The organism is Amycolatopsis sp. MtRt-6 (assembly GCF_017308975.1).
Classification (GTDB): domain Bacteria; phylum Actinomycetota; class Actinomycetes; order Mycobacteriales; family Pseudonocardiaceae; genus Amycolatopsis.
In genome coordinates this window covers 54,036-75,779 of sequence record NZ_JADWPD010000020.1, presented here as the reverse complement: position 1 = coordinate 75,779, position 21,744 = coordinate 54,036, and the positions used below count along the sequence as shown (strand labels likewise).

At 70.8% G+C, this 21,744-nt stretch carries 19 protein-coding genes; 12 read left to right on the top strand and 7 right to left on the bottom strand.

Going from position 1 to position 21,744, the window contains the following annotated elements; translation table 11 throughout:
- The first annotated feature begins 31 nt into the window (after positions 1 to 31).
- Positions 32 to 1,045, top strand: coding sequence for a hypothetical protein (locus tag I4Q55_RS29830; protein WP_206792274.1), 1,014 nt, complete (start codon positions 32 to 34; stop codon positions 1,043 to 1,045).
- A gap of 78 nt (positions 1,046 to 1,123) precedes the next feature.
- On the opposite strand, the gene lexA is transcribed toward I4Q55_RS29830, so the two are convergent.
- Positions 1,124 to 1,783 carry a transcriptional repressor LexA gene (gene lexA / locus I4Q55_RS29825; protein WP_167384977.1) on the bottom strand — a complete coding sequence of 220 codons (660 nt, stop codon included), beginning with the start codon at positions 1,781 to 1,783 and terminating at the stop codon, positions 1,124 to 1,126.
- 358 nt (positions 1,784 to 2,141) lie between these two features.
- Between lexA and I4Q55_RS29820 the strand changes: the two genes are divergently transcribed.
- From I4Q55_RS29820 to I4Q55_RS29810, 3 genes are all read left to right on the top strand, one after another.
- Positions 2,142 to 2,615, top strand: a complete 474-nt coding sequence (locus I4Q55_RS29820; RefSeq protein ID WP_206792272.1) for a LysM peptidoglycan-binding domain-containing protein — start codon at positions 2,142 to 2,144, stop codon at positions 2,613 to 2,615.
- Between the two features lie 467 nt (positions 2,616 to 3,082).
- Complete coding sequence (gene nrdR, locus I4Q55_RS29815; protein ID WP_206792270.1) at positions 3,083 to 3,577, top strand: transcriptional regulator NrdR; 495 nt, start codon at positions 3,083 to 3,085, stop codon at positions 3,575 to 3,577.
- A 30-nt stretch (positions 3,578 to 3,607) separates the two neighbouring features.
- Entirely contained in the window at positions 3,608 to 7,489 is a 3,882-nt protein-coding gene (locus tag I4Q55_RS29810) for a vitamin B12-dependent ribonucleotide reductase (protein WP_206792268.1), read from the top strand.
- Positions 7,490 to 7,523: 34 nt separating this feature from the next.
- On the opposite strand, the gene I4Q55_RS29805 is transcribed toward I4Q55_RS29810, so the two are convergent.
- Entirely contained in the window at positions 7,524 to 8,315 is a 792-nt protein-coding gene (locus I4Q55_RS29805) for an oxaloacetate decarboxylase (RefSeq protein ID WP_206792265.1), read from the bottom strand.
- Positions 8,316 to 8,391: 76 nt separating this feature from the next.
- On the opposite strand from I4Q55_RS29805, the gene I4Q55_RS29800 reads away from it, so the two are divergent.
- Complete coding sequence (locus I4Q55_RS29800) at positions 8,392 to 9,324, top strand: LysR family transcriptional regulator (RefSeq protein ID WP_206792263.1); 933 nt, start codon at positions 8,392 to 8,394, stop codon at positions 9,322 to 9,324.
- 1 nt (position 9,325) lies between these two features.
- On the opposite strand, the gene I4Q55_RS29795 is transcribed toward I4Q55_RS29800, so the two are convergent.
- Positions 9,326 to 10,150 carry a ComF family protein gene (locus I4Q55_RS29795; RefSeq protein ID WP_206792261.1) on the bottom strand — a complete coding sequence of 275 codons (825 nt, stop codon included), beginning with the start codon at positions 10,148 to 10,150 and terminating at the stop codon, positions 9,326 to 9,328.
- Between the two features lie 342 nt (positions 10,151 to 10,492).
- Between I4Q55_RS29795 and I4Q55_RS29790 the strand changes: the two genes are divergently transcribed.
- Positions 10,493 to 11,176: a DNA-processing protein DprA gene (locus I4Q55_RS29790; protein ID WP_206792259.1), complete on the top strand. Its 684-nt coding sequence runs from the start codon at positions 10,493 to 10,495 to the stop codon at positions 11,174 to 11,176.
- A 109-nt stretch (positions 11,177 to 11,285) separates the two neighbouring features.
- On the top strand, positions 11,286 to 11,960 hold the full coding sequence (locus tag I4Q55_RS29785; protein WP_206792257.1) for a ferritin-like domain-containing protein: 675 nt from the start codon (positions 11,286 to 11,288) through the stop codon (positions 11,958 to 11,960).
- 25 nt (positions 11,961 to 11,985) lie between these two features.
- Here I4Q55_RS29785 and I4Q55_RS29780 read toward each other — a convergent pair whose 3' ends face one another.
- A complete protein-coding gene (locus I4Q55_RS29780) occupies positions 11,986 to 13,998 on the bottom strand; it encodes a prolyl oligopeptidase family protein (RefSeq protein WP_206792255.1) in 2,013 nt (670 codons plus the stop codon).
- Positions 13,999 to 14,110: 112 nt separating this feature from the next.
- Here I4Q55_RS29780 and I4Q55_RS29775 point away from each other — a divergent pair, with 112 nt between their 5' ends.
- Positions 14,111 to 15,088 (top strand): neutral zinc metallopeptidase, encoded by a 978-nt coding sequence (locus I4Q55_RS29775; RefSeq protein ID WP_206792253.1) that lies wholly within the window; start codon positions 14,111 to 14,113, stop codon positions 15,086 to 15,088.
- On the opposite strand, the gene I4Q55_RS29770 is transcribed toward I4Q55_RS29775, so the two are convergent.
- Positions 15,081 to 15,653: a TIGR03086 family metal-binding protein gene (locus tag I4Q55_RS29770; protein ID WP_206792251.1), complete on the bottom strand. Its 573-nt coding sequence runs from the start codon at positions 15,651 to 15,653 to the stop codon at positions 15,081 to 15,083. The genes I4Q55_RS29775 and I4Q55_RS29770 overlap by 8 nt on opposite strands.
- A gap of 82 nt (positions 15,654 to 15,735) precedes the next feature.
- Here I4Q55_RS29770 and I4Q55_RS29765 point away from each other — a divergent pair, with 82 nt between their 5' ends.
- The 3 genes from I4Q55_RS29765 (at position 15,736) to I4Q55_RS29755 (ending at position 18,125) form a co-directional block, all read left to right on the top strand.
- The gene (locus I4Q55_RS29765; protein WP_206792249.1) at positions 15,736 to 17,148 is read left to right on the top strand and encodes a PLP-dependent aminotransferase family protein; all 1,413 of its coding nucleotides are present in this window, start codon (positions 15,736 to 15,738) and stop codon (positions 17,146 to 17,148) included.
- Positions 17,145 to 17,591: a hypothetical protein gene (locus I4Q55_RS29760; RefSeq protein WP_206792247.1), complete on the top strand. Its 447-nt coding sequence runs from the start codon at positions 17,145 to 17,147 to the stop codon at positions 17,589 to 17,591. Before I4Q55_RS29765 ends, I4Q55_RS29760 begins: the two co-directional genes overlap by 4 nt.
- Positions 17,592 to 17,693: 102 nt before the next feature.
- Entirely contained in the window at positions 17,694 to 18,125 is a 432-nt protein-coding gene (locus I4Q55_RS29755) for a CBS domain-containing protein (RefSeq protein WP_206792245.1), read from the top strand.
- Here I4Q55_RS29755 and I4Q55_RS29750 read toward each other — a convergent pair.
- Complete coding sequence (locus tag I4Q55_RS29750) at positions 18,107 to 18,256, bottom strand: hypothetical protein (protein WP_206792243.1); 150 nt, start codon at positions 18,254 to 18,256, stop codon at positions 18,107 to 18,109. The genes I4Q55_RS29755 and I4Q55_RS29750 overlap by 19 nt on opposite strands.
- A complete protein-coding gene (locus I4Q55_RS29745; RefSeq protein ID WP_206792241.1) occupies positions 18,253 to 19,797 on the bottom strand; it encodes a mucoidy inhibitor MuiA family protein in 1,545 nt (514 codons plus the stop codon). The genes I4Q55_RS29750 and I4Q55_RS29745 overlap by 4 nt, the downstream gene beginning before the upstream one ends.
- Before the next feature lie 84 nt (positions 19,798 to 19,881).
- On the opposite strand from I4Q55_RS29745, the gene I4Q55_RS29740 reads away from it, so the two are divergent.
- Entirely contained in the window at positions 19,882 to 21,681 is a 1,800-nt protein-coding gene (locus tag I4Q55_RS29740) for a Xaa-Pro dipeptidyl-peptidase (protein WP_206792239.1), read from the top strand.
- Positions 21,682 to 21,744: the final 63 nt, after the last annotated feature.

The window sequence follows — 21,744 nt, the reverse complement described above, 5'->3', positions numbered from 1 at the left end:
CGGAGTGGTCGCACACTACGGAGGTGGCTGGGTGCGCTGGGTCGTCGCGTTTGTCTTCATGGCCGTGCTGGGCGGGGCGGTTCCCGCCTGGGCGGCTCCGGCTCCGGAGCCGTTGTGCACGATGAAGGACTCGCGCATCGGCGAGCTGTCCGGCCTGGTCTCCGACGGGTCCAAGCTGTACGCGATCAACGACGGCGGCAGCAAGGTCCAGGTGTTCGTGCTGGGCCGGGACTGCAAGGTCCAGAAGGTGCTGACGGATCGCACGGACCCGTTCGACGTCGAGGACCTGGCCCGCACGCCCGACGGGCGCCTGTGGCTGTCCGACACCGGCGACAACCAGAAGGGCCGGCTGACGGTCGCCCTGCTGGAGATGAGTCCCGAAGGCAAGGTCACGCTGCACCGGCTCACGTACCCGGACGGCCAGCACGACACCGAAGCGCTGGTCATGGACAAGGCGGGCACGCCGTACCTGATCACCAAGGACATCCTCGGCGAGGCCAAGGTGTACCGGCCGTCGGGGCCGTTGACGAGCCCGGGGCCGACCACGCTGGAGAAAGTCGGCACGGTGAAGATCGCGACGACGGACACCCAGGGCGGCCCGGTCGGCTCGATCGGCTCGGTCCTGGTGACGGGCGGCGCTTCGATGGCCGACGGCAGCGCGGTCGCGCTGCGGACCTACACGGACGCGTACGTGTACGCGGCTCCGGACGGCGACGTGCTGGCGGCGTTGCAGCGCAATCCCGTGCGGATCCCGTTGCCGGGGGAGAAGCAGGGCGAGGCGATCGCGTTCGACCCGGACGGGACGTTGCTCTCCGGCAGCGAAGGCGTGGGCCAGCCCCTCCGCACGGTGCGGGGCGCGGCGGCATTGGCCGCGCAGTCCGGCGCACCGGCGGAGGGAACGACCTCGACCGGAACGAGCGCGTCGTCCGGCTCGGCAGCGGACGGAGCCGGGCTCCCCGTCCTGCCTGCCGCCGGGATCACGCTCGCGGTGGTCGGTTTGGGCTGGTTCGGCTTCAGCAAGCTGCGTCGCCGCGCCCGCCGCTGACCTTCGGCTCCCCACAGCCGAAAATCATCCGATCCGGTGGTTCTCCCGGGCCGTGCGAAAGCCCGGGATCGCGCCGTCTCAAAGGCGGCGCAGGACCGCGACGACCTTGCCGAGCACGGTGGCGTCGTCGCCGGGGATCGGCTCGTACGCCTCGTTGTGCGGCATCAGCCAGATGTGGCCGCCCTTGCGCTTGAACGTCTTGACCGTGGCCTCGCCGTCGATCATCGCCGCGACGATCTCGCCGTTGTCCGCGTCCGGCTGCTGCCGGACCACGACCCAGTCGCCGTCGGTGATGGCCGCGTCGACCATCGAGTCGCCGGTGACCTTCAGCAGGAACAGCTCGCCCTCGCCGACGATCTCCCGCGGCAGCGGGAAGACGTCCTCGATGGCCTGTTCGGCCAGCACCGGGCCACCGGCGGCGATCCGGCCGACCAGCGGCACGTACGCCGCCTTCGGCATGACCGGCTGCTGGTCCATCTCGATGCCCATGGGGTTGTCGTCGGTCGCCGCGAGCACGCCGACCGCGCGCGGCCGGTTCGCGTCCCGGCGCAGGTAGCCCTTGCGCTGCAGCGCGCGCAGCTGGTGCGAGACCGACGACGTCGACGTCAGCCCGACCGCCTCGCCGATTTCGCGCACGCTCGGCGGGTAGCCGAACCGGCTCACCCACGTGCGGATCACGTCGAGCACCTGCTGCTGGCGGACGGTGAGGGTCTCGTCCACGTCGTACACCTCGGGCATGGCGTGCACCTTGCCCGAGCCGCCGGGGGACCCGCTGGTCCTGCCCGCCTTGTTCTCCTTCGCCACTGCGTCGCCTCCCAGACGTTCGCTGCACGTATCGCGCGCCGGCCGCCGCCCGCCGGGTGCGGGCAGCTCGCCGGCGGCATCTGCCCGGCAGATGCCCTGGTCACCGACGTTAGCCCCCGGGCACGACGATTTCAAACATCTGTTCGATCGACACGCCGTGTCCGCTCGATTTTGTCGGTGGTAGGTGGTAGACCTTCGCACGAGCGTTCGATAGAACGCCTGTTCGACCTTGATCCACGGGCCGCTCCCGGTCCGGGAAACGGGCGGACACCAGGGTTTCGAGGAGGTTCGGATGTCCATTCTGGCCGAACGCGGGCACGTGCGCCCGGCGACCCCGGTCCCGGCACCACTCCGGCCGGTGCGCCTCCTGCGCGGGCGCCGCGGCGAGGTGCACCGCCCGCCGACACGCGCGAAGGTGGTGGCGGGCCGCCGATCGGCCGGCGCGCCCTGCGCGGCGCCGCGGCGGGTATCGGTGCGGTGGCCGTGGCTGGTGGCGCTCGCCGTCGGAAGCTGCCTCATGATCGCGGGGCTGGGTCTTCTGGGGAGCGGCGCGTCCGGCGCCCCGGTGCCCGAGCGGACCGCGACGGTGTCCGTCGGCCAGGGCGACACGCTCGCTTCGCTGGCCGCCCGCTTCGCGCCGGACAGCGATCCGGGCGCGGTCGTCGCCCGGATCAAGGAGCTGAACCGGCTGGACCAAGCCGTCCTGGTGCCCGGGCTGCCGCTGACGGTCCCGGTCGCGGACCCGGCCGCCGCGCCCGCGCCGTGACTGCCGTCCCCCGGCTCCTGGCGGTGCCTTCGAAGATCACTCGCCTCGGTGAACCTGCGGCCGTCCGGAAGCGGCGCCTCCGTCTTCCCGTGTTTTCCGCTGCCCGGTGCCCGCCGAGCCGGTCCACCTGGGGGGCGCTACCGTGACGTCCTCGCCCCGGCACCCCGGCTCCCGGCCACGGGTGTTCCACCCGTCGCAACCGGACCGCCGAGACCTCACCCGGGCGGGGATCGCGTCCGGCGTGCCGCTTGCGCACCCTCCCGCCGAGTTCTACCCTTCGCCGCTATATGTAGTAGTTACACCGCTGTAGTTGGTCCACAGGTTGGGGTAGACTGGGCAGCAGTTGTCCACAGCTGGTCGGCTTTACCCACCGGATGTCCACAAAACGATCACCAGGTGCGCCGGATGCGTGGTGGCCGCGGGGCGTCGACCGGGGCGGCCGACTTGGAGGGGAAGGTGATCGGCGGATGCGGTGCCCGTTCTGCCGGCATGCGGACTCTCGGGTCGTCGACTCCCGAGAGGTGGATGAAGGCCAGGCGATCCGCAGGCGGCGCTCGTGCGCGTCGTGCGGACGGCGGTTCACGACTTCGGAGACGATGGTGCTGGCCGTCGTCAAGCGGTCCGGGGTCACCGAGCAGTTCAGCCGGGACAAGGTGGTGAGCGGCGTCCGCCGCGCCTGCCAGGGCAGGCCGGTCGACGACGACGCGCTGCAGCAGCTCGCGCAGCGCGTGGAGGAGTCGATCCGCTCCGCCGGGCTGGCGGAGATCCCGAGCCACGAGGTCGGCCTGGCCATCCTGGGCCCGCTGCGTGAGCTCGACGGGGTCGCCTACCTCCGGTTCGCCAGTGTCTACCGCTCCTTCTCCTCGGTCGAAGACTTCGAGAAGGAAATCGCCGATCTCCGTGAGGCCATGGCGGGTGCTGCTGCCCAGAAGGTCAGCGATCAGCGCGAAGACGGCGACTGAGCCGTCCCGCTGCGGGAGAGGGTTCAACCGATGACGGAAACCGTGGGAACGGGGGCCCGCGCGGCCGCCGGCAAGAAGAGCAAGGCCGCCGGCGGGCTGAGTGTGCAGCGCGTCTTCACGACCGAGGGCCAGCACCCGTACGACCAGGTCACCTGGGAGCAGCGGGACGTCGTCATGACCAACTGGCGCGACGGCTCGGTCAACTTCGAGCAGCGCGGCGTCGAGTTCCCCGAGTTCTGGTCGGTCAACGCCACTAACATCGTCACCAGCAAGTACTTCCGCGGCGCCGTCGGCAGCCCGCAGCGCGAGCGCAGCCTCAAGCAGCTCATCGACCGGGTCGTGCACACCTACGTCAAGGCCGCGCGCGACCACGGCTACTTCGCCACCCCGCAGGACCTCGAGATCTTCGAGCACGAACTCACCTGGATGCTGCTGCACCAGGTCTTCAGCTTCAACTCCCCGGTCTGGTTCAACGTCGGCACGCCGTCGAAGCAGCAGGTCAGCGCCTGCCAGCCGTACGACGCCCTGGTGAGCACGCCCGGCGGCGCCGTGCCGATCGGCCGCTTCGTAGAGCTGAACGCCGTGGGTGCCAAGGTCTACGACGCGCACGGGCTGACCAAGGTCGTCGCCACCAAGGCGAACGGCAACAAGGAAGTCCTGCGGGTCACGACGAAGTCGGGCCACGTCCTCGACGTCACGGCCGACCACCTCGTGTGGCGTGCGAGCGCGGGCGGCGGGAAGTTCGTGCCCGCCGGCGAGCTGCGGGTCGGAGACCAGCTCGAATGGCACCGCCGCAGCGCGTTCGGCGAGGAGGAGATCCGGGAAACCGACATCGCCGAAGCCGCGCTGGCGGGCTGGTTGCAGTCGGACGGCTTCGTCGGTCAGTACGAGGGGACGAACCGTTCGCTCACGATCGAAGCGATGACCGTGAACGACGCCGAGCTGGCCTGGGTGCGTACGGCGCTCGACCGGGTCTTCCCGGGCGTCCACCGCCACGAACGTGCCGTCGAAACCCAGGACGAGGCACTCGACTGCCGTCGAACCCGGCTCTACGGCCACGTCCTCGAGAACTTCGTGGAAACCTGGGGCTTGCGCGCTCGCGGCGTCGACATGAAGGTGCCGGAGTTCCTGCACACGGCGCCGCTTCCGGTCGTGGCCGCGTATCTCCGGAGCATCTTCCAGGCCGAGGGCTATGTCTCCGCGCGGGAACGGTCCACTTTGGTCGCGCTGGACATGATCGGCGAAGATCTCGTTCGTGGCCTCCAGCAGTTGCTGGCCCGGTTCGGCATCTTCGCTCGCGTGGGCCGCAAGAAGGAGAGCCGTCCGAACCGGCACGACCTCTGGGGTATCCGGATCCAGAACGCCGGCGACCGGCGGATCTTCGCGGACGAGATCGGCTTCATCGATCCGGTGAAGACGGCGAAGCTCGAGGCGTCGTTCGAGAAGCCCGGCCTGCCCGCCCACGAGAGGAAGCGGCTGGAGATCGCCGCGATCGAGAGCCGCGGCGAGATGCCGGTCTACGACATCCAGACGGAATCCGGGGAGTACCTGTCCGGAAACCTTCGTGTCCACAACTGCTTCATCCTCGCCGTCGACGACACGATGGAGTCGATCCTCAACTGGTACCGCGAAGAGGGCCTGATCTTCAAGGGTGGCTCCGGTGCCGGGCTGAACCTCTCCCGCATCCGCTCCTCGAAGGAGCTGCTCACCTCCGGCGGCACCGCGTCCGGCCCGGTCTCGTTCATGCGCGGCGCCGACGCGTCCGCGGGCACCATCAAGTCCGGCGGCGCCACCCGGCGCGCGGCGAAGATGGTCGTGCTCGACGTCGACCACCCGGACATCGAGGAGTTCATCCAGACCAAGGCGCGCGAAGAGGAGAAGATCAAGGTCCTCCGCGACGCCGGGTTCGACATGGACCTCTCCGGCGCGGACATCTCCTCGGTGCAGTACCAGAACGCGAACAACTCGGTCCGCGTGTCCGACGAGTTCATGCAGGCGGTCGAGAACGGCACCGACTTCGGCCTGCGTGCCCGGCTCACCGGCGAGGTCATCGACCGCACCGACGCGAAGAAGCTCTTCCGCACGATGGCCCAGGCCGCGTGGGAGTGCGCCGACCCCGGCATCCAGTACGACGGCACGATCAACGACTGGCACACCTGCCCGGAGTCGGGCCGGATCACCGCGTCGAACCCGTGCAGCGAGTACATGCACCTCGACAACTCCAGCTGCAACCTGGCGTCGCTGAACCTGCTGAAGTTCGTCACCCGCGAGGGCAACTTCGACGCGCGGCTGTTCGCCCGCGCCGTCGAGTTCGTCATCACGGCGATGGACATCTCGATCTGCTTCGCGGACTTCCCGACCGAGCCGATCGCCGACACCACGCGGAAGTTCCGCCAGCTCGGCATCGGCTACGCCAACCTCGGCGCGCTGCTGATGGCGCTGGGCCACGCGTACGACTCCGACGGCGGCCGCGCGCTCGCGGCGGCGATCACGTCGCTGATGACGGGCGTGTCGTACCGGCGTTCGGCCGAGCTGGCCCAGGTCGTCGGCGCGTACGAGGGCTACGCGCGCAATGCCGAAGCCCACCAGCGCGTGATGCGCAAGCACGCGGCGGCGAACGAGCTCGTCCGCACCTACCACGCCAACGACGCCGCGGTCCGCGCGCTGGCGACGGAGGAGTGGCAGAAGGGCATCGAAATCGGCGTGAAGCACGGCTGGCGCAACGCGCAGGCGTCGGTGCTCGCGCCCACCGGCACCATCGGCTTCATGATGGACTGCGACACCACCGGGATCGAGCCGGACTTCTCGCTGGTGAAGTTCAAGAAGCTTGTCGGCGGCGGCTCGATGCAGATCGTCAACCAGACGGTGCCGCGCGCGCTGGAAGCGCTGGGCTACCCGGCCGAGCAGGTCGAGGCGATCGTCGAGTACGTGGCGCAGCACGGCCACGTCGTCGACGCCCCGGGGCTGCGGCCGGAGCACTACGAGGTGTTCGACTGCGCGGTCGGCGAGCGGTCGATCGCGCCGATGGGGCACGTCCGGATGATGGCCGCGGTGCAGCCGTTCCTCTCCGGCGCGATCTCCAAGACGGTCAACATGCCGGAGTCGGCGACGGTCGAAGAGGTCGAGGAGATCTACTTCCAGGGCTGGAAGCTCGGCCTGAAGGCCCTCGCGATCTACCGCGACAACTGCAAGGTCGGCCAGCCGCTGTCGACGGCGAAGAAGGAGTCGGCGGCCGCCGAACCGGAGAAGGTCGTCGAGTACCGCCCGGTCCGCAAGCGCCTGCCGAAGAAGCGCCCGAGCCAGACGGTGTCGTTCACGGTCGGCGGCGCGGAGGGCTACCTGACGGCGGGCTCGTACCCGGACGACGGCCTCGGCGAGATCTTCGTCAAGCTGGGCAAGCAGGGTTCGACGCTGGCCGGCGTGATGGACGCGTTCTCGATGTCGATCTCGGTCGGCCTCCAGCACGGCATCCCGCTCGAGTTCTACGTCTCGAAGTTCTCCAACCTGCGCTTCGAGCCGGCGGGCATGACGGACGACCCGGACATCCGCATCGCGACGAGCGTGATGGACTACCTGTTCCGCCGCCTCGCCCTGGACTACCTCCCGTACGAGAAGCGCTCCCAGCTGGGCATCCTCTCGGCAGACGAGCGATCGGCCGAAGTCGAGGCGACGTACGGCAACCCGGGCGTCGACCTGGAGGCCCTGCAGTCCACAGTGGACGCCTCGCCGGAGCCGCACGCGGACGCACCGGAGCACCCCCACCGCGAAGCCCAGACGACAACGGAGCTGATGGAGCTCCGCCTCGGCAAGGCGGCGGACGCCCCGCTCTGCATGACGTGCGGAACGAAGATGCGTCCGGCAGGTTCGTGCTACGCCTGCGAAGGCTGCGGCGCCACGTCCGGCTGTAGCTGACGTTCCTTCGGCTGAACCGGGCGACCTGCCCGGTTCAGCCGAAGAACCGCTGCACCTCGGCGACCGGCGGCAGGCCGGCGACGAACCCGAACCGGCCCGCGCGCATCTCGCGGGCTCCGTCCATGAAGGACTTCAGAGCGAGCCGGGAGAGCGCCGCGCCGATGCTGACGCGGCGGACCCCGACCTCGGCCAGCTGGTCCAGGGTGATCGACGGATCGGCGAACCCCATCACGACGTTCACCGGCTTGCCCACCGACGTCACCACCGCGCGGATTTCCGCCAGCGTCCGCAACCCCGGCGCGTACAGCACGTCCGCGCCCGCTTCTTCGTACGCCTGCAGGCGCCGGATCGTGTCGCCGAAGTCGTTCACGCCCAGCAACAGGTTTTCGCAGCGGGCCGTGAGCACCACCGACCGGGCGCGCGCGGTCTCCGCGGCCGCGCGGACGCGGTCGACCGCCAGCCGGAAGTCGTAGATCGGCGTGCGCATGTCACCCGTGTGGTCCTCGATGGACGCGCCGACCGCACCGGCGTCGGCTGCCGCGTCGATCATCTTCGCGGCTTCGGCCGGGTCGTCGGCGAAGCAGTTTTCGAGGTCGGCGTTCACCGGCAACGACGTCGCCTCGGCGATCTCGCGGACGTTCGCCAGGATCTCCGCCCGGGTCGCGCGGGTCCGGCCCACCGCGTTGGCCACGCCCAGGCTCGTCGTCGCCAAGGCGTCGAAGCCGAGCCCGGCCAGCAACCGGGCCGTCCCGGCATCCCAGGGGTTCGGCAGCAGGAAGGGCTCGGGACGCTCGTGCAGCGCGCGGAATCGCTCGGCTGTCGTCATGGAGCCAGCTTCCCGCGGCCACATGGATAGGACAAATGCATAGTTGTCCGAGCTGGCCATCAGGAATACTGATCGGATGACGGTCGACGAGCTCGAAGCCTTCGTCTGCATCGCCGAGGTGGGCGGGTTCACCGAGGCGTCCCGCCGGCTGCATCGGTCGCAGCCCGCCATCAGCCGCCGGATTCACGAACTGGAACACGGCCTCGGCGCGTCGTTGTTCGAGCGGACCGGCCGCAGGGTGACGCTCACGAACGCCGGCCGCGCGCTGCTGCCGTACGCCGAGGCCGCGCTCGCCGCGATCCGCGACGGCGAGCGGGCTGTCCGGCAGCGCGGCACCACGTTCCGGCTGGCCCTCGTCGGCACCCTCGCCGACTCGCGCATCGCGGACGCGCTGCGCGAGTTCACCGCGCAGCGCGAGGTCGAGGTCGACCTGCGCACGGCCACCAGCCGCGAAGTGAGTGCGCTCGTCCGCAGTGGCGAGGCGGACCTCGGCGTGCGCTACCACCCCGACGCCGAACTCGAGTCGATCCCGCTGGGCGAGGAGAAGCTCCAGGTCGTGCTGCCGGCGAGCCACCACGTCACGGCCGCCCGGCTGCCGGACCTGGGGCCACTGCGGGACGAGAAGTGGCTGGGCTTCCCGGCGGAACGCGGCGGCGGCTCCTTCCGCGGCTTGCTGGAGCACCACCTGGCGGCAGCGGGCCTGCCGAACCCATCGATCACGACGGTGGACAGCTTGACGGCGCAGAAACGCCTGATCGAGGCCGGCTTGGGCGTGGCGTTGATGCCGCTGGCGAGCATCCGCGAGGAACTGCGGATCGGCAGCCTCCGCACGGTGGAGGTGTCCGGCATGGACGCGCGCGTCCCGGTGGTGGCCGTCCGCCGCCCGGCCGGCCGGCCGGACCCGGTGACGGCCGCGTTCCTCGCCGCGCTCGGCGCGCCGGATCCAGCCGACGACGCCACTGAGGTCGCCGGAGCCGGCCCGCCGGGGACAGATGGTCCGGCCAGGTAGATCAACGTCGGAAGTTGCGAGCTCCCGCGAGGCCCAGTACGACGTCGGCTCCCGCCCTTTTCGCCGCACGGGCGACCCCGGCCATGGTGCGACCGGTGTGATAGACGTCGTCGACGACGAGGACGGTGCGATGGGCGAGCGATTCTTCGATCCGGAACTCGTCGAGCAGGTCTTTTCGCTCCGAGGGAGGCATGTGCTTGGCGGGTTTCCGGTCCCTGCTGCGAGTGGTGACCTGGGTCAGGGGTATGCCGAAGCTGCCGGCGAGTGCCGCCCCGATCCGCACGCTGGTCGCGACCTCGGTGACGGAGTGGCCGGGGACCGGGATGATCCGAGTGGCCGTGCTGAGCCATGCGTGGTCGCTGACGACTCCTTCCATCAAGTCGATCACCTGACGCCCAGCCGATTCGGCGTCGTCTCGCGTGACGGCTTCGTATCCCTTGATCCGGCGGAGCAGCCGGCCGATGTCGGTGTACTGCACGTCGCCGGCCGCGTCCTGTCGGCTGTAGAAGTCCAAGGCGACCGCCGCATCGAGCGAAAACTGGTATTCCCTCTCGATCACCAGTACGTTCTCCAGGATGCGGAGGAAGTCGGTCAGAGCGTCGGATGGTGCGAAGTCCAGGCGGATCCGGTAGGGCCATTCCGGGTCGTGGTGGAGTGTTCGCACGGCCTTCGCGCGGGGGAGCGCGCCGATGATGTGCTGGGTGGTTTCCGAGGAACTGCGGTACCATAGGTACCAGCATGTTTCGGACTCTTCCAGCTTCCACGCTTCCAGCCGGCTCGCGCGCTTGTCAGGACGGTAACGTTCTGTTCCGCTTGCGTGGGACAACGGCGGACTCCCCATCGTCGACGGTGTTCGGTTCGACTTTTCCATATCTCGGCAAGCAGTGCGGTCGAATTTCCGAAACTGTGCGGCGAGGATACGCTGCCGATGTGACCAAGTCCGGCATCGGACCGACGGGACGTGCCCATTCCTTCAGCCGATCGCACCCCTGAGATCACTGATCTGGTCCTCGCTCTGTTGGCGCCCCGTGTCGCCGGCGGACCTCGCCGTGCAGTCCGCGGCTTGCTGGGCCCGGGGCGTGCCGCTTCGCTCCGCGCGATCGATGAGCTGCCCCGAGAGATCCTTGCCGACGCACGCGAGACGGCTGCGAGGCTCCGTGACGCTGGGGTGCGCGCCGTACTGTGCGACGATCCGCAGTACCCCGAGCGGTTGAGGCGTTTTCCGGGCGCGCCGCCCGCGTTGTATCTCCGCGGGCCGCTGGAGTTGCTCGGGATGGCGGCTGTCGGTTTGTGCGGTTCCAGAAACGTCACGGAGGCCGGCCTTCACGCGGCCCGGGTGTGTGGTCGGCTCGCTGCCGAAGAGGGCCTCGCCTTGGTTTCGGGGTATGCGAAAGGCGTCGACACCGCCGGACACTTGTCGGTGCTCGAGGCGGGTGGGCACACTGTCGTGGTTCTGGCGGAAGGGATCGAGCGCTTTGTCCTGAAGAAGGCCTATCGCGAGCAAGTCTCGCCCGACAGGCTGAGCACGAGAATGCTGGTCGTTTCCCAGTTCGCGCCGGCCCAGCGGTGGTCTGCCGGGGCCGCGATGGCCCGGAACCAGGTGATCGTCGGTATGAGCCTGGGGCTGGTTGCCATCGAGGCAGGGGAAACGGGCGGCACGGTGAAGGCCGGTGAAACGGCACTCCGGGGGAAGCGGCCGGTGCTGGTGCCGAGCAGCCCACCGGACGAAACGCCGGGCAGCAAGCTGCTCGTCGCGGCCGGCGCCCGCTCGGTGAAGGACCGGCAAGAGCTTCTTGATCAGCTGCGACGGCTGAGCGGTGAGGTAGCGCCACCGAGTCTTTTCGAACAGTGACGGGTCACCCGGTCCTACCCGTTGACGATGCCCTTACCGGCTTGATCCTCACCGAATCTCCACGGTTGCCGCCCACGAAATCCACGGCCCGAGCGGCATCATCGACGGGATGACTCACGCAGACTGGCTCCAGGACTTCGAAGCCGAGGCCAAACACCGCGCCCAGCGCGAAGACCCACCCTGGGAACAGGGCGCGAGACTCCACCCCGACATCGCCAAGAGCATCCAGCGGTTCCAGGTCGGCGAAGCCGGCGACGGCGCCAACCTCATCGCGAAGGCCGCCGGGGACGACACCTACCTCGCCGCCGTCAAGCTGTTCGTCGCCGAGGAACAGAACCATGCCCGGATGCTCGCCGCGCTCCTGGCCGCCGCCGGGGTACCCACCATCCGGCAACACTGGTCGGACACCGTGTTCGTCACGCTGCGGCGGGCGCTCGGGCTGCGGCTGGAACTCATGGTGCTGCTCATCGCCGAGGTCGTCGCGCTGCGGTACTACCGCGCCCTGCGGGACGGCACCGGTGACCCGCTGGTCACGCAGGTCGCCACGCGCATCCTCGCCGACGAACAGCGGCACGTGCCGTTCCATTGCCACCGGCTCCGCGGCCGTTTTCCGAAAGCCGTGCGTGGGCTCGTCTTCGGCGCGTGGCGGGCCCTGCTGCTCGGCGTCGCGATCACCGTCGCCGTCGACCACGGGCCCGCGCTGCGGGAACTCGGCGTCCGGCGAAAGGAGTTCGTCGCGGACGTCCTGACCGCCTTCGACGCCGCCCTCGTGACACTCGAGTAGCTCGGCGGCGTCGTGCTCGCGCGGGTCACTTCGTGAGCTGCTCCCACAGGAACTCGAACACCAGCGCCCACTTGAACGCCAGCTGCTCGTTGTCCGCCGCGGCGCCGTGGCCGCCCTCGATGTTCTCGTGGTACCGGACGTCGTGCCCCTGCTCACGCATCCGTGCCACCATCTTGCGGGCGTGGGCGGGGTGCACGCGGTCGTCGCGCGTCGACGTCACGAACAGCGACGGTGGGTATGTACGTCCACTGTGGACGTTCTGGTACGGCGAGTACCGCGAGATGAACTCCCACTCCGCGGCGTCGTCCGGGTCGCCGTACTCGGCCATCCAGGACGCGCCGGCCAGCAGCAGGTGGTAGCGGCGCATGTCCAGCAGCGGCACCTGGCTGACGATCGCGCCGAACCGGTCCGGGTAGCGCGTCAGCATGACGCCCATCAGCAGCCCGCCGTTGCTGCCGCCCTGGATGCCGAGCCGCGCCGGCGTCGTGATGCCCCGTGAGACCAGGTCCGCGGCCACCGCGGCGAAGTCCTCGTACACGCGGTGCCGCTCGGCCTTGATGGCCTGGGTGTGCCAGCCGGGCCCGTACTCGCCGCCGCCGCGGATGTTCGCGACGACGTACGTGCCGCCGCGGGCCAGCCAGCCGCGGCCGATCATGCCGCTGTAGGACGGCGTCAGCGAGATCTCGAAGCCGCCGTAGCCGGTCAGCAGCGTCGGGCCGCCTTCGGCGCCGGACGGCCGGACGACGAAGTAGGGGATCTTCGTCCCGTCCTCCGACGTCGCGAAGTACTGCGCGACGCTCATGCCCGAAGCGTCGAAGAACGCCGGAGCCTGCTTCAGCACTTCGACCTCGTCACCGACGTGCCCGTAGCTGAGCGTCGACGGCTGCAGGAAGCTGCTGGAGTCGATCAGGTACTCGTCGCTCGTGTCGGGGTCGGTGTCGAAGATGTCCGCGCTGCCGAACTCCGGCCCGCCGGTCAGCGGCGCCTCCTGCCAGCCGTCCGGGCCCGGCGTCAGCGTGCGCAGCTCGCTGCGGACGTCACGCAGCGTGCCGAGCAGCAGGTGGTGCCGCGTCCAGGCCCAGTACTCGAGCGAGGTGTGCTCGTCGGGGGTGAACAGCGTCGTGAAGTCCCGGTCTCCGGCCAGGAAGGCGTCGAAGAGGATGGCGATCAGCGAACCGGCCGGGCGTTCCTCGCCCCCCACGGTCCACGCCGTCCGCGGCCGCACCAGCAGCCACTCGCGGTGCACGGACGCGCTCGCGTCGTCCGGGATGTCGATCTTGACCAGCCCCCCGGGCGTCCGCAGGTGCAGTTCCGAGCGGTAGAAGTCGATCGCGCGGCTGACGAAGTCGCGTTCGAAGCCTTCGGTCGGGTCGTGGGACGCGCCGATCGAGACGTCGTCGGGCTTGCCCTCGAAGACCGTGACGGCTTCGGAGAGCGGCGTGCCGCGGCGCCACTCCTTGGCCAGCCGCGGGTACCCGGAGCTGGTCAGCGAGCCTTCGCCGAAGTCGGTGCCGATGTAGACGCGGTCTTCGTCGATCCAGCCGATCCGCGTCTTCGCCTCCGGGACCGTGAAGCCGTCCTCGACGAACTCGTGCGCGTCGAGGTCGAATTCGCGGACGACCGTGGCGTCCGCGCCGCCGCGGGACAGCTCGACCAGGCCGCGCCGGTAGTCCGGCCGCAGCACGGTCGCGCCCTGCCAGACCCAGTTCTCGCCCTCGGCCTCGGCCAGCGCGTCGACGTCGAGCAGCAGCTCCCAGTCGGGTTCGTCGGTGCGGTAGGACTCCAGCGTGGTCCGCCGCCACAGGCCCCGCGGGTGGCTCGCGTCCTGCCAGAAGTTGTAGAAGTAGGCGCCCCGGCGGCGCACGTACGGGATCCGGTCGTCGGCGTCGAGCACCTCGCGCAGCTGGTCACGCAGTTCGGCGAACCGCGCGCCGCCGGTCAGCTCGGCCAGCGTCTCGTCGTTGCGGGCGCGCACCCAGTCCAGGGCGTCGTCGCCGGTCACGTCTTCCAGCCACAGGTAGGGATCCTCCACACTCATGCCCTCAGTCTTGCCTGGTTGACGGCATCAAGGCCACCCGGTGGCGTTTTCGTTTCGTGATCCCTGCCTCCCGGGGTGTCCGTATGCTGGTGCCACACAGCAGGGGGAGAACGTGAACGACACCGAGCCGTCCTGGCCGGGGCCGGGTCGGCCGCCGGAGCCCGCGTGGGCGCCGGAGCCGAACCCGTGGGCGCCCACCTGGGCCGCGGCCCCGCCCGTCCCGGTCGCGCCGCCGCGCAACCGGCTCTGGGGTGCCGTCACCGGGGTGCTGATCGTCGTGGTGTCGTTCTCCCTGATCGCCGCCACCATCCCGCGCCGGGTGGACGGCCAGGCGTTCGCCGCGGCGGGCGCCGACGCCGGCCGGGCCTACGGCGACAGCGGCAAGCCCCCGAAGGCCGTGCCGGAGCTGGCGGCCAACCCGCTGCTCGGCGACGGCATCAGCCCCGGGCCCGCCACGTGCACCCTGCCCGACCTCGGCCGCGCCCCCGAGCAGCTCAAGGCCTACTACAGCGCGCTCGTCAGCTGCCTGGAGCAGTCGTGGCGCCCGGCGCTGGAGAAGGCGAACGAGCCGACGCTGACCGCGACCGTGTCGGTGACGCTGCCGGAGCACAGCGCGTGCGGCGAGGCGCCCGCGGAAAACGAAGCCGTCGCCTACTACTGCGGCGGCGACACGACGATCTACGCCCCGACCGACTGGATGCTCTCGGACGCCGGGCTCAACAAGGCGCGGCACATCGCGACGATCGCCCACGAGTACGGCCACCACGTGCAGCGCGAAAGCGGCATCCTCTCCGCGGCGGCGGACAAGATGACCTCGCCGGACGAGAACAGCGCGGCCGACAAGGAGGTCGTCCGCCGGATCGAGCTGCAGGCCAACTGCTTCGGCGCGCTGTTCCTGACCGCCGTCGCCGGCTCGGGTTCGATCAGCCGGTCGCTGGCGAACGCCGCGGTCGCCGACTACGGCCGGGCCAACGACAGCGACACCCACGGCTCGCGCGAGCACCAGCTGTCCTGGGCGAAGGCCGGGTACGACGGCAAGGCGACGAAGGCGTGCAACACGTGGAGCGCCCCGGTCGAAGAGGTCAGCTGAGCGTCCAGGCGGGGTCGCGGCCGAGGAGAGCGAGGAACCGGTCGAGCTCGCTCGCGTCCGCGGGCACCTCGACGCTGGGGGCGAACGAACCGTGCTGCTCGCGGCCTTCGTCCGGGATCCGCTCGGCCAGCTTCGTGGCGATGTACACGGCTTCGGCGTCGGGCTCGTAGGGCAGGCCGAGCGTGCGGGCCAGGTCCCAGCCGTGCGCGACCGTGTCGACCAGGTGCATGTGCGCGGCGATCGCGCCGGGGAACGTGCCGAAGTGGTTGATGACGAGCGGCCGGTTCAGCACGGCGTCGTCGGCGAAGGCGTCGAGGAAGTCGTCGACGGACGTCCGGTAGGCGGCGTAGGCGTCGTCGCCGAGGACGCCGGCGTCCCAGTCCGGGGCCGCCCCTTCGCGGGCCGCCGTCGCGAAGGCGTGGTTCTCGCTGACCTGGTGGCGGAGGAGGTCGGCGAGCGTCCAGCCGGCGCACGGGGTGGGGCGGGCGAGGTCGGCGGGTGTCACGCCGGCGACCATCTTGTCGAGGACGAGCAGGGTGCGGCGGTCGAGTTCGCGAAGATCCATGCCGGGCACGTTAGGCGGGCCAGCGGATCACGAACAGTGCCAAAATCGCGGCAACCTTCGTGGGCCAATCTAGACTGGCGCCGTGGAGATCCACATCGACCTGACCGGGACGCGTGGCCACCGCGACGCGATCTACCGGCAGCTCCGCGCGGCGATCCTGGCCGGCCGGATCCGGCCCGGCGAGGCCCTGCCGCCCACCCGCGAGCTCGCGCAGCGGCTGGCGGTCTCCCGGACGACGGTCAGCGCGGCCTACGACCGGCTTACCGCCGAGGGGTTCCTCGCCGGGCGCGTCGGCGCGGGCACGTTCGTCACGGCTTCGCCGGCGGAGCACCCTTCGCCGGCCCCGGACGGCGCGGGCGTGCGGCCGCTGCCGGAGTGGGACGCCGTCCCGCCGCCGCCCGCGCCGTTCGCCCCGGCGCCGGAGTTCGACTTCCGGCCGGGCGTCCCCGACCTCTCGCGGTTCCCGTTCGACACCTGGCGGCGGCTGGTCACGCAGCGCCTGCGGGTCGGCCAGGCCGACCTGATGACGTACGGCGACCCGCAGGGCCACGCTGCGCTGCGTGCGGAAATCGCCCGGCACGCCGGCATTTCGCGGGACGTCCGCGCGAGCGCGGCGCAGGTCGTCGTCACCGCCGGCGCCCAGCAGACGACCGACCTCGTCGCGCGGGTGCTGCTGCGGGCCGGCGACCTCGCCGCCGTCGAAGACCCCGGGTACCCGCCGCCGCGGCTGGTGCTCGGCGCGCGCGGCGTCCGCGTCGCCCCGGTTCCGGTGGACGAATCCGGGATCGTCGTCGACGCCATCCCGGCCGGGACGCGGCTGGTGTACGTGACGCCGTCGCACCAGTACCCGCTCGGTCTGCCGATGTCGCTCGACCGCCGGCTGGAGCTGCTCGACTGGGCCGAGCGGAACGACGCCGTGCTCGTCGAGGACGACTACGACACCGAGTTCCGCTACACCGGACGGCCACTGGAGCCGTTGCACAGCTTGGATTCCCGCGGCCGAGTCGTGTACGTCGGCTCATTTTCGAAGGTGCTTTCGCCGGCCCTGCGGCTGGGGTTCCTCATCGCGCCGCCGTCGCTGGTGCCCGCCCTGGTCAAAGCCCGCTACCTGACCGACTGGCACGCGCCGAACGTCGAGCAGGCGGCGCTGGCGGCGTTCATGGCCGAAGGCGGCTTCGCCCGGCACGTCCGGCGGATGCGGAAGGTCTACCGCGCCCGGCACGAGATCCTGTCCCGCTCGCTGGCTTCGTTCGGGGACTTCCTGACGCCGTTGCCGTCGTCCGCGGGCCTGCACCTGAGCGCGGTGGCCGCGACCGACTGCGGGGGACTGGTCCGGGCGGCCCGGCGGCACGGCGTCCGGCTGTACTCGTTGGCGGACTTCGGGGTGGGGGAGCGGCGGCACGGCCTCGTCTTCGGTTACGGTGCGGTCGCGACCGAGCGGATCGAGCCCGGACTGGCCCGGCTGCGGGCACTGGCGGACGAAGGAGCGGCATGACCGACGACGTGATGGTGGCGATCGACGCCGGTCTGCGGCAGCACATCGGCGGCGACCGCGCCGGCGCGTACGCAACCTTCACCGAATTGTGGTCTTCGATCGGCGAAGACGGCGACCCGCTGCACCGCGTCGCGCTGGCCCACCACATGGCCGACGTCTGCGACGACCCCGCCGAAGAGCTCGAGTGGGACCTGCGCGCCCTGGCGGCGGCCGATTCGCTGACCGACTCGCGGGCCCAGGAGTACCACTCGTCCCTGGCCGTGCGCGGGTTCTACCCGTCCCTGCACCTCAACCTCGGCGAGGACTACCGCAAGCTCGGCGACCTCGCGGCGGCCCGCGAACAGCTGGCCCTGGCGCGGGCGCGCCTGGACGCCCTCGGCGACGACGACTACGCGGCCGGGATCCGGCTGGCGCTGGACGGGCTGGCCGAACGGCTCGGCTGAATCGGTGCAAATACCACGAAGACGCCCCGTTTGCCGGACTTTCGCGGGGCGCCGGAGGGCCCTAACCTGTGGTGATCCAGCTCACCGACGGGAAGGATCGCCATGCGGATTGCGGATCTGCTGCGCAAGAAGGGGTCGGCGGTCGCGACGGTCACCCCCGACACGACGGTGACCACGCTGCTGGCCGGACTGGCCGAACACAACGTCGGCGCGATGGTGGTGGTCGCGCCGGACGGGACGATCGCGGGAATCGTCTCGGAACGCGACGTCGTCCGCCGCCTGAACGAACGCGGCCCGGCCCTCCTCGACGGCCCGGTGTCGGAGATCATGACGAAACTGGTGGCGAGCTGCACCCCGGACGACTCGGTGGACCAGCTGTCGGTCCTGATGACGGAACGCCGCATCCGCCACGTCCCCGTCCTCGCCGGCGGCCGGCTGGCCGGGATCGTGTCCATCGGGGATGTGGTGAAGAACCGGATGGAACAGCTGGAGCAGAGCCAGGAACAGCTGCAGGCCTACATCTCCCAGGGCTGAGCCAAGCGCCCCAAGGTGGCCTTGGTTGCGTTGAACGCACCGAAGGCCGCCTTGGGTGCGTTGAACGCACCGAAGGCCACATTGGGTGCGTTGAACGCACCGAAGGCCACATTGGGGCGCTTGAGGCTCACTCCCGCCAGCCCGACAGCTCCACGCCCTTCGCGACATCGACCCGATACGAAAGCGTCACCTTGCCGGTCTCACCCGGCTCCAGCGCCAGCCGCCACGTGAACTCGCCCAGTGCCGACGTCTCCACCGGCTCCGGCGAAGTCTTCACGTCCCGCACCGTGATCGTGTCGTCCCGCGACACCGGCGCCTGGTCCAGCACCGTCACCACCGCCGGCCGCGGCCCGTGGTTGCCGATCGAAATCCGGTACTCCGCCTCCCGCCGCTTCTGCCCGGACAGCGTTGCCCTCGAAGCCGTCCGCCGCACCAGTTCGCGCTCCACCCGGATCCGGTCGTCGACCCCCAGCGCCAGCTCCAGCTCCTCCCCGGGCGCCCACGGTTCGAGCACCGTCGTCCCGACGAACTCCGCGTCGTGGAACACCGAAGCGCGCCCGGGCCGCAGGGCCTGCTCCGACGTGTTCACCACCGTGGCGCGCAAGTACGCCTCCTCCGCCAGGACCGGCGCGGTGACGTACCCGAGCGAAGCCGTCAGCGAAAGCTGCGCCAGCGTCGTCCGATGGCCGGAAGCCCCGGACGGCACCGCGACCGGCCGCGAAGGCCGGTAGGTGACCGCCGTCGTGCCCTGCTCGACGGTCGCCACCTTGTTCACCATGGCCGGAGCCGCCGGCGCGAACTGCCGTGCGCCTTCGGGAGCCCCGCCGTACGCCGCCGAGGCCACCCACTCGCCCGGCTGCGGGAGCACGCGGTCCAGGTACCACGGCTGGAGTTCCGGCACCACCACCGACACCGCGGGCCGGGCCGTCGACAGCGCCAGCTCGCACTCCGGCCAGTTCTCGCCCGTGTGCTGGCTGACGAGCCCGTACGACACCACGGTGACGTCGGTGCCGCGCACCCGGATGTCGTAGCCCGGTTCCCAGCTCGCGCCGGGGACCACATAGGACAGTTCCAGCTCGGCTTCCGCGGTGGTGTCGGAAATCTCCAGCTCGACGATCACCGACGTGCTGTCCTGCCCGGACTGCGCGCGGTGCGCCTCGATCCGCCGGTCGAGCGCGGCGAGGTCCTCGCGCAGCCGCGCGATCCGCTCGCTCAGCACCCGGCGCGCCTTCAACGCCGACGCCAGCCGCGCACTCAGCGCGTCGGTGACTTCGGCAACGCGCGAAGGGTCGGCGGTGCCGGCGGCCAGGGCCTTCGCGAAGCTGCCGCCGCTGCGCTTCGCGAGCGAAGTCAGCAGATCCACCTTCATCGTTTCGGCCGCTTCGTCGTCCAGGACGCCGTCGAGCGTGGCCTGATCGGTCCGCCGCCGCTCGACGAGCGCCTCCAGCTCCGCGCTCGCCGGGGCGGCGTGCCATGCGGTGCGCACGTCGACGCCGGTGATCAGCGCCGGCCCGCTGCCGGTGACGCGCACCGAGCCCGGGTCGAGCGCCGGGGGCAGCCCGGCGAACTCCAGGCGCGGCCCGCCGTCGAGCGGGGTGGTGCCCCGGCGGGTGATCCGCGCCTGCTGCGGGTAGACGGTCACGGCGGTGATCGGCGCATCCACGGTCGGCATGCCTCCGACGTTAGTCTCTTGACACCCCCGCGGGCGGACCGGAAGTGTCTTGAAGCGTCCGCTTCGCCCGGCTTGGGGGTTTGAGTGAAAGCCGCAGTCCTGCTCGCCGCCGTCCTCGCCCTTCCGCTGACCGCGGTCACCGCGGAAGCCGCCGCCCCGCCGGCCCCGGTGTTCACCGACGGCCAGGCACAGCCGGTGTTCGACCCGGCCGACATCATCCGCGAAGACGTCTGGGTCACCGCGCCCGTCGACAGCGACCACGACGGCGCCGACGACCTCGTGCACGCCCAGGTCGTGCGCCCGCGGGCGACCGAGCAGGGCCTGAAGGTGCCCGTCGTCTACCAGGCCAGCCCGTACTACGCCGGCGGCAACGACATCGCCAACCACAACGTCGACGTCGAGCTTTACGCGCCCGGGTACGCCCGCGGCCCGGAAGGCCCGCGCGTCGCCGGGCACGGCGTCGGCCCGGCCGTCCCGATCGGCTGGCGCTATCAGAACTACTTCACCGCGCGTGGGTTCGCCGTCGTCTACGGCGAGTCGCTCGGCACCGGGTTCTCGACCGGCTGCCCGACGACCGGCGACGTCAACGAGACGATCGGCGCCCGCTCGGTCGTCGACTGGCTCAACGGCCGCGCCGCCGCGAAGGACGCCAATGGCGCCGCGGCGAAGGCGGACTGGACGACGGGCAAGACCGGCATGATGGGCGTCTCCTACAACGGGACGCTGCCCAACGCCGTCGCCAGCACCGGCGTCGAAGGGCTGGAGACGATCGTGCCGATCGCCGCGATCTCCAGCTGGTACGAGTACTACCGCCGCGACGGCGCGGTGGTCGCGGCCGGCGGGTTCCAGGGCGAGGACGCCGACGTGCTCGCCGAGTACGTCTACACCCGTGCCGACCAGCAGGTCTGCCGCCCGGTGATCGACGGGCTGACCCGCGACCAGGACCGCGTCACCGGCGACTACACGCCGTTCTGGGACGTCCGCAACTACCGTAACGACGTCGGCAAGGTGCGCGCGTCGGTGCTCGCGGTGCACGGCCTCAACGACTGGAACGTCAAGACCGAGCAGGTCGCGACCTGGTACGAGGCGCTGAAGGCCCGCGGTGTCGAGCACAAGATCTGGCTGCACCAGTCCGGCCACGCCGACCCGTACTCGCTGCGGCGCGACGCTTGGCTCGCGACGCTGAACAAGTGGCTGTCGCACTACCTCTACGGCATCGACAACGGCATCCAGAACGAGCCAAAGGCCACGATCCAGCGCGAGGACAAGTCGTGGACCGACGAGGCCGACTGGCCGGCGCCGGGCACCGCCGACGTCCGCGTGTACCCCTGGCCGGGTGGCCGCTCGAAGGGCGCGCTCGACACGCGCAACCCCGTCCCGGGCACGGCGGCCGCGGAAACCCTCGCCGACGACTCGGCGAAGACGATCGAGCAGCTGGCCGGCCTCGCTTCGTCCGGCAACCGCCTGCTGTACGCGACTCCGGCGGCGAAGCAGTCCGTACGCCTTTCCGGCACGGTCCGCGCCGACCTGGCGCTGGCGTTCGACCGGCCCGCGGCGAACGTCTCGGCGATCCTGCTCGACCGCGCCCCCGACGGCTCGTCGCACGTGATCACCCGCGGCTGGACCGACCCGCAGAACCGCACGTCGCCCGCGCGCACGGAGCCGATCACGCCGGGGCAGACCTACCGGATCGCCGTCGAGCTGATGCCGGATGACTACGTCCTCGCGGCCGGGCACCGGCTGGAGTTCCTGCTGGCGTCGAGCGACCACGACTACACGCTGCGGCCGAAGCCGGGCGCGGGGCTGGCCCTCGACCTGACGAAGACGTCGGTGACGCTCCCGGTCACGGGCGGCAAGCCGGCCCTGCGGGCCGCGTTCGGCTGAGGCCGGGGGATCAGAAAGGGAATACGTGACGGAAATGGTTCCGTCTCGATGACGTCACGGCCG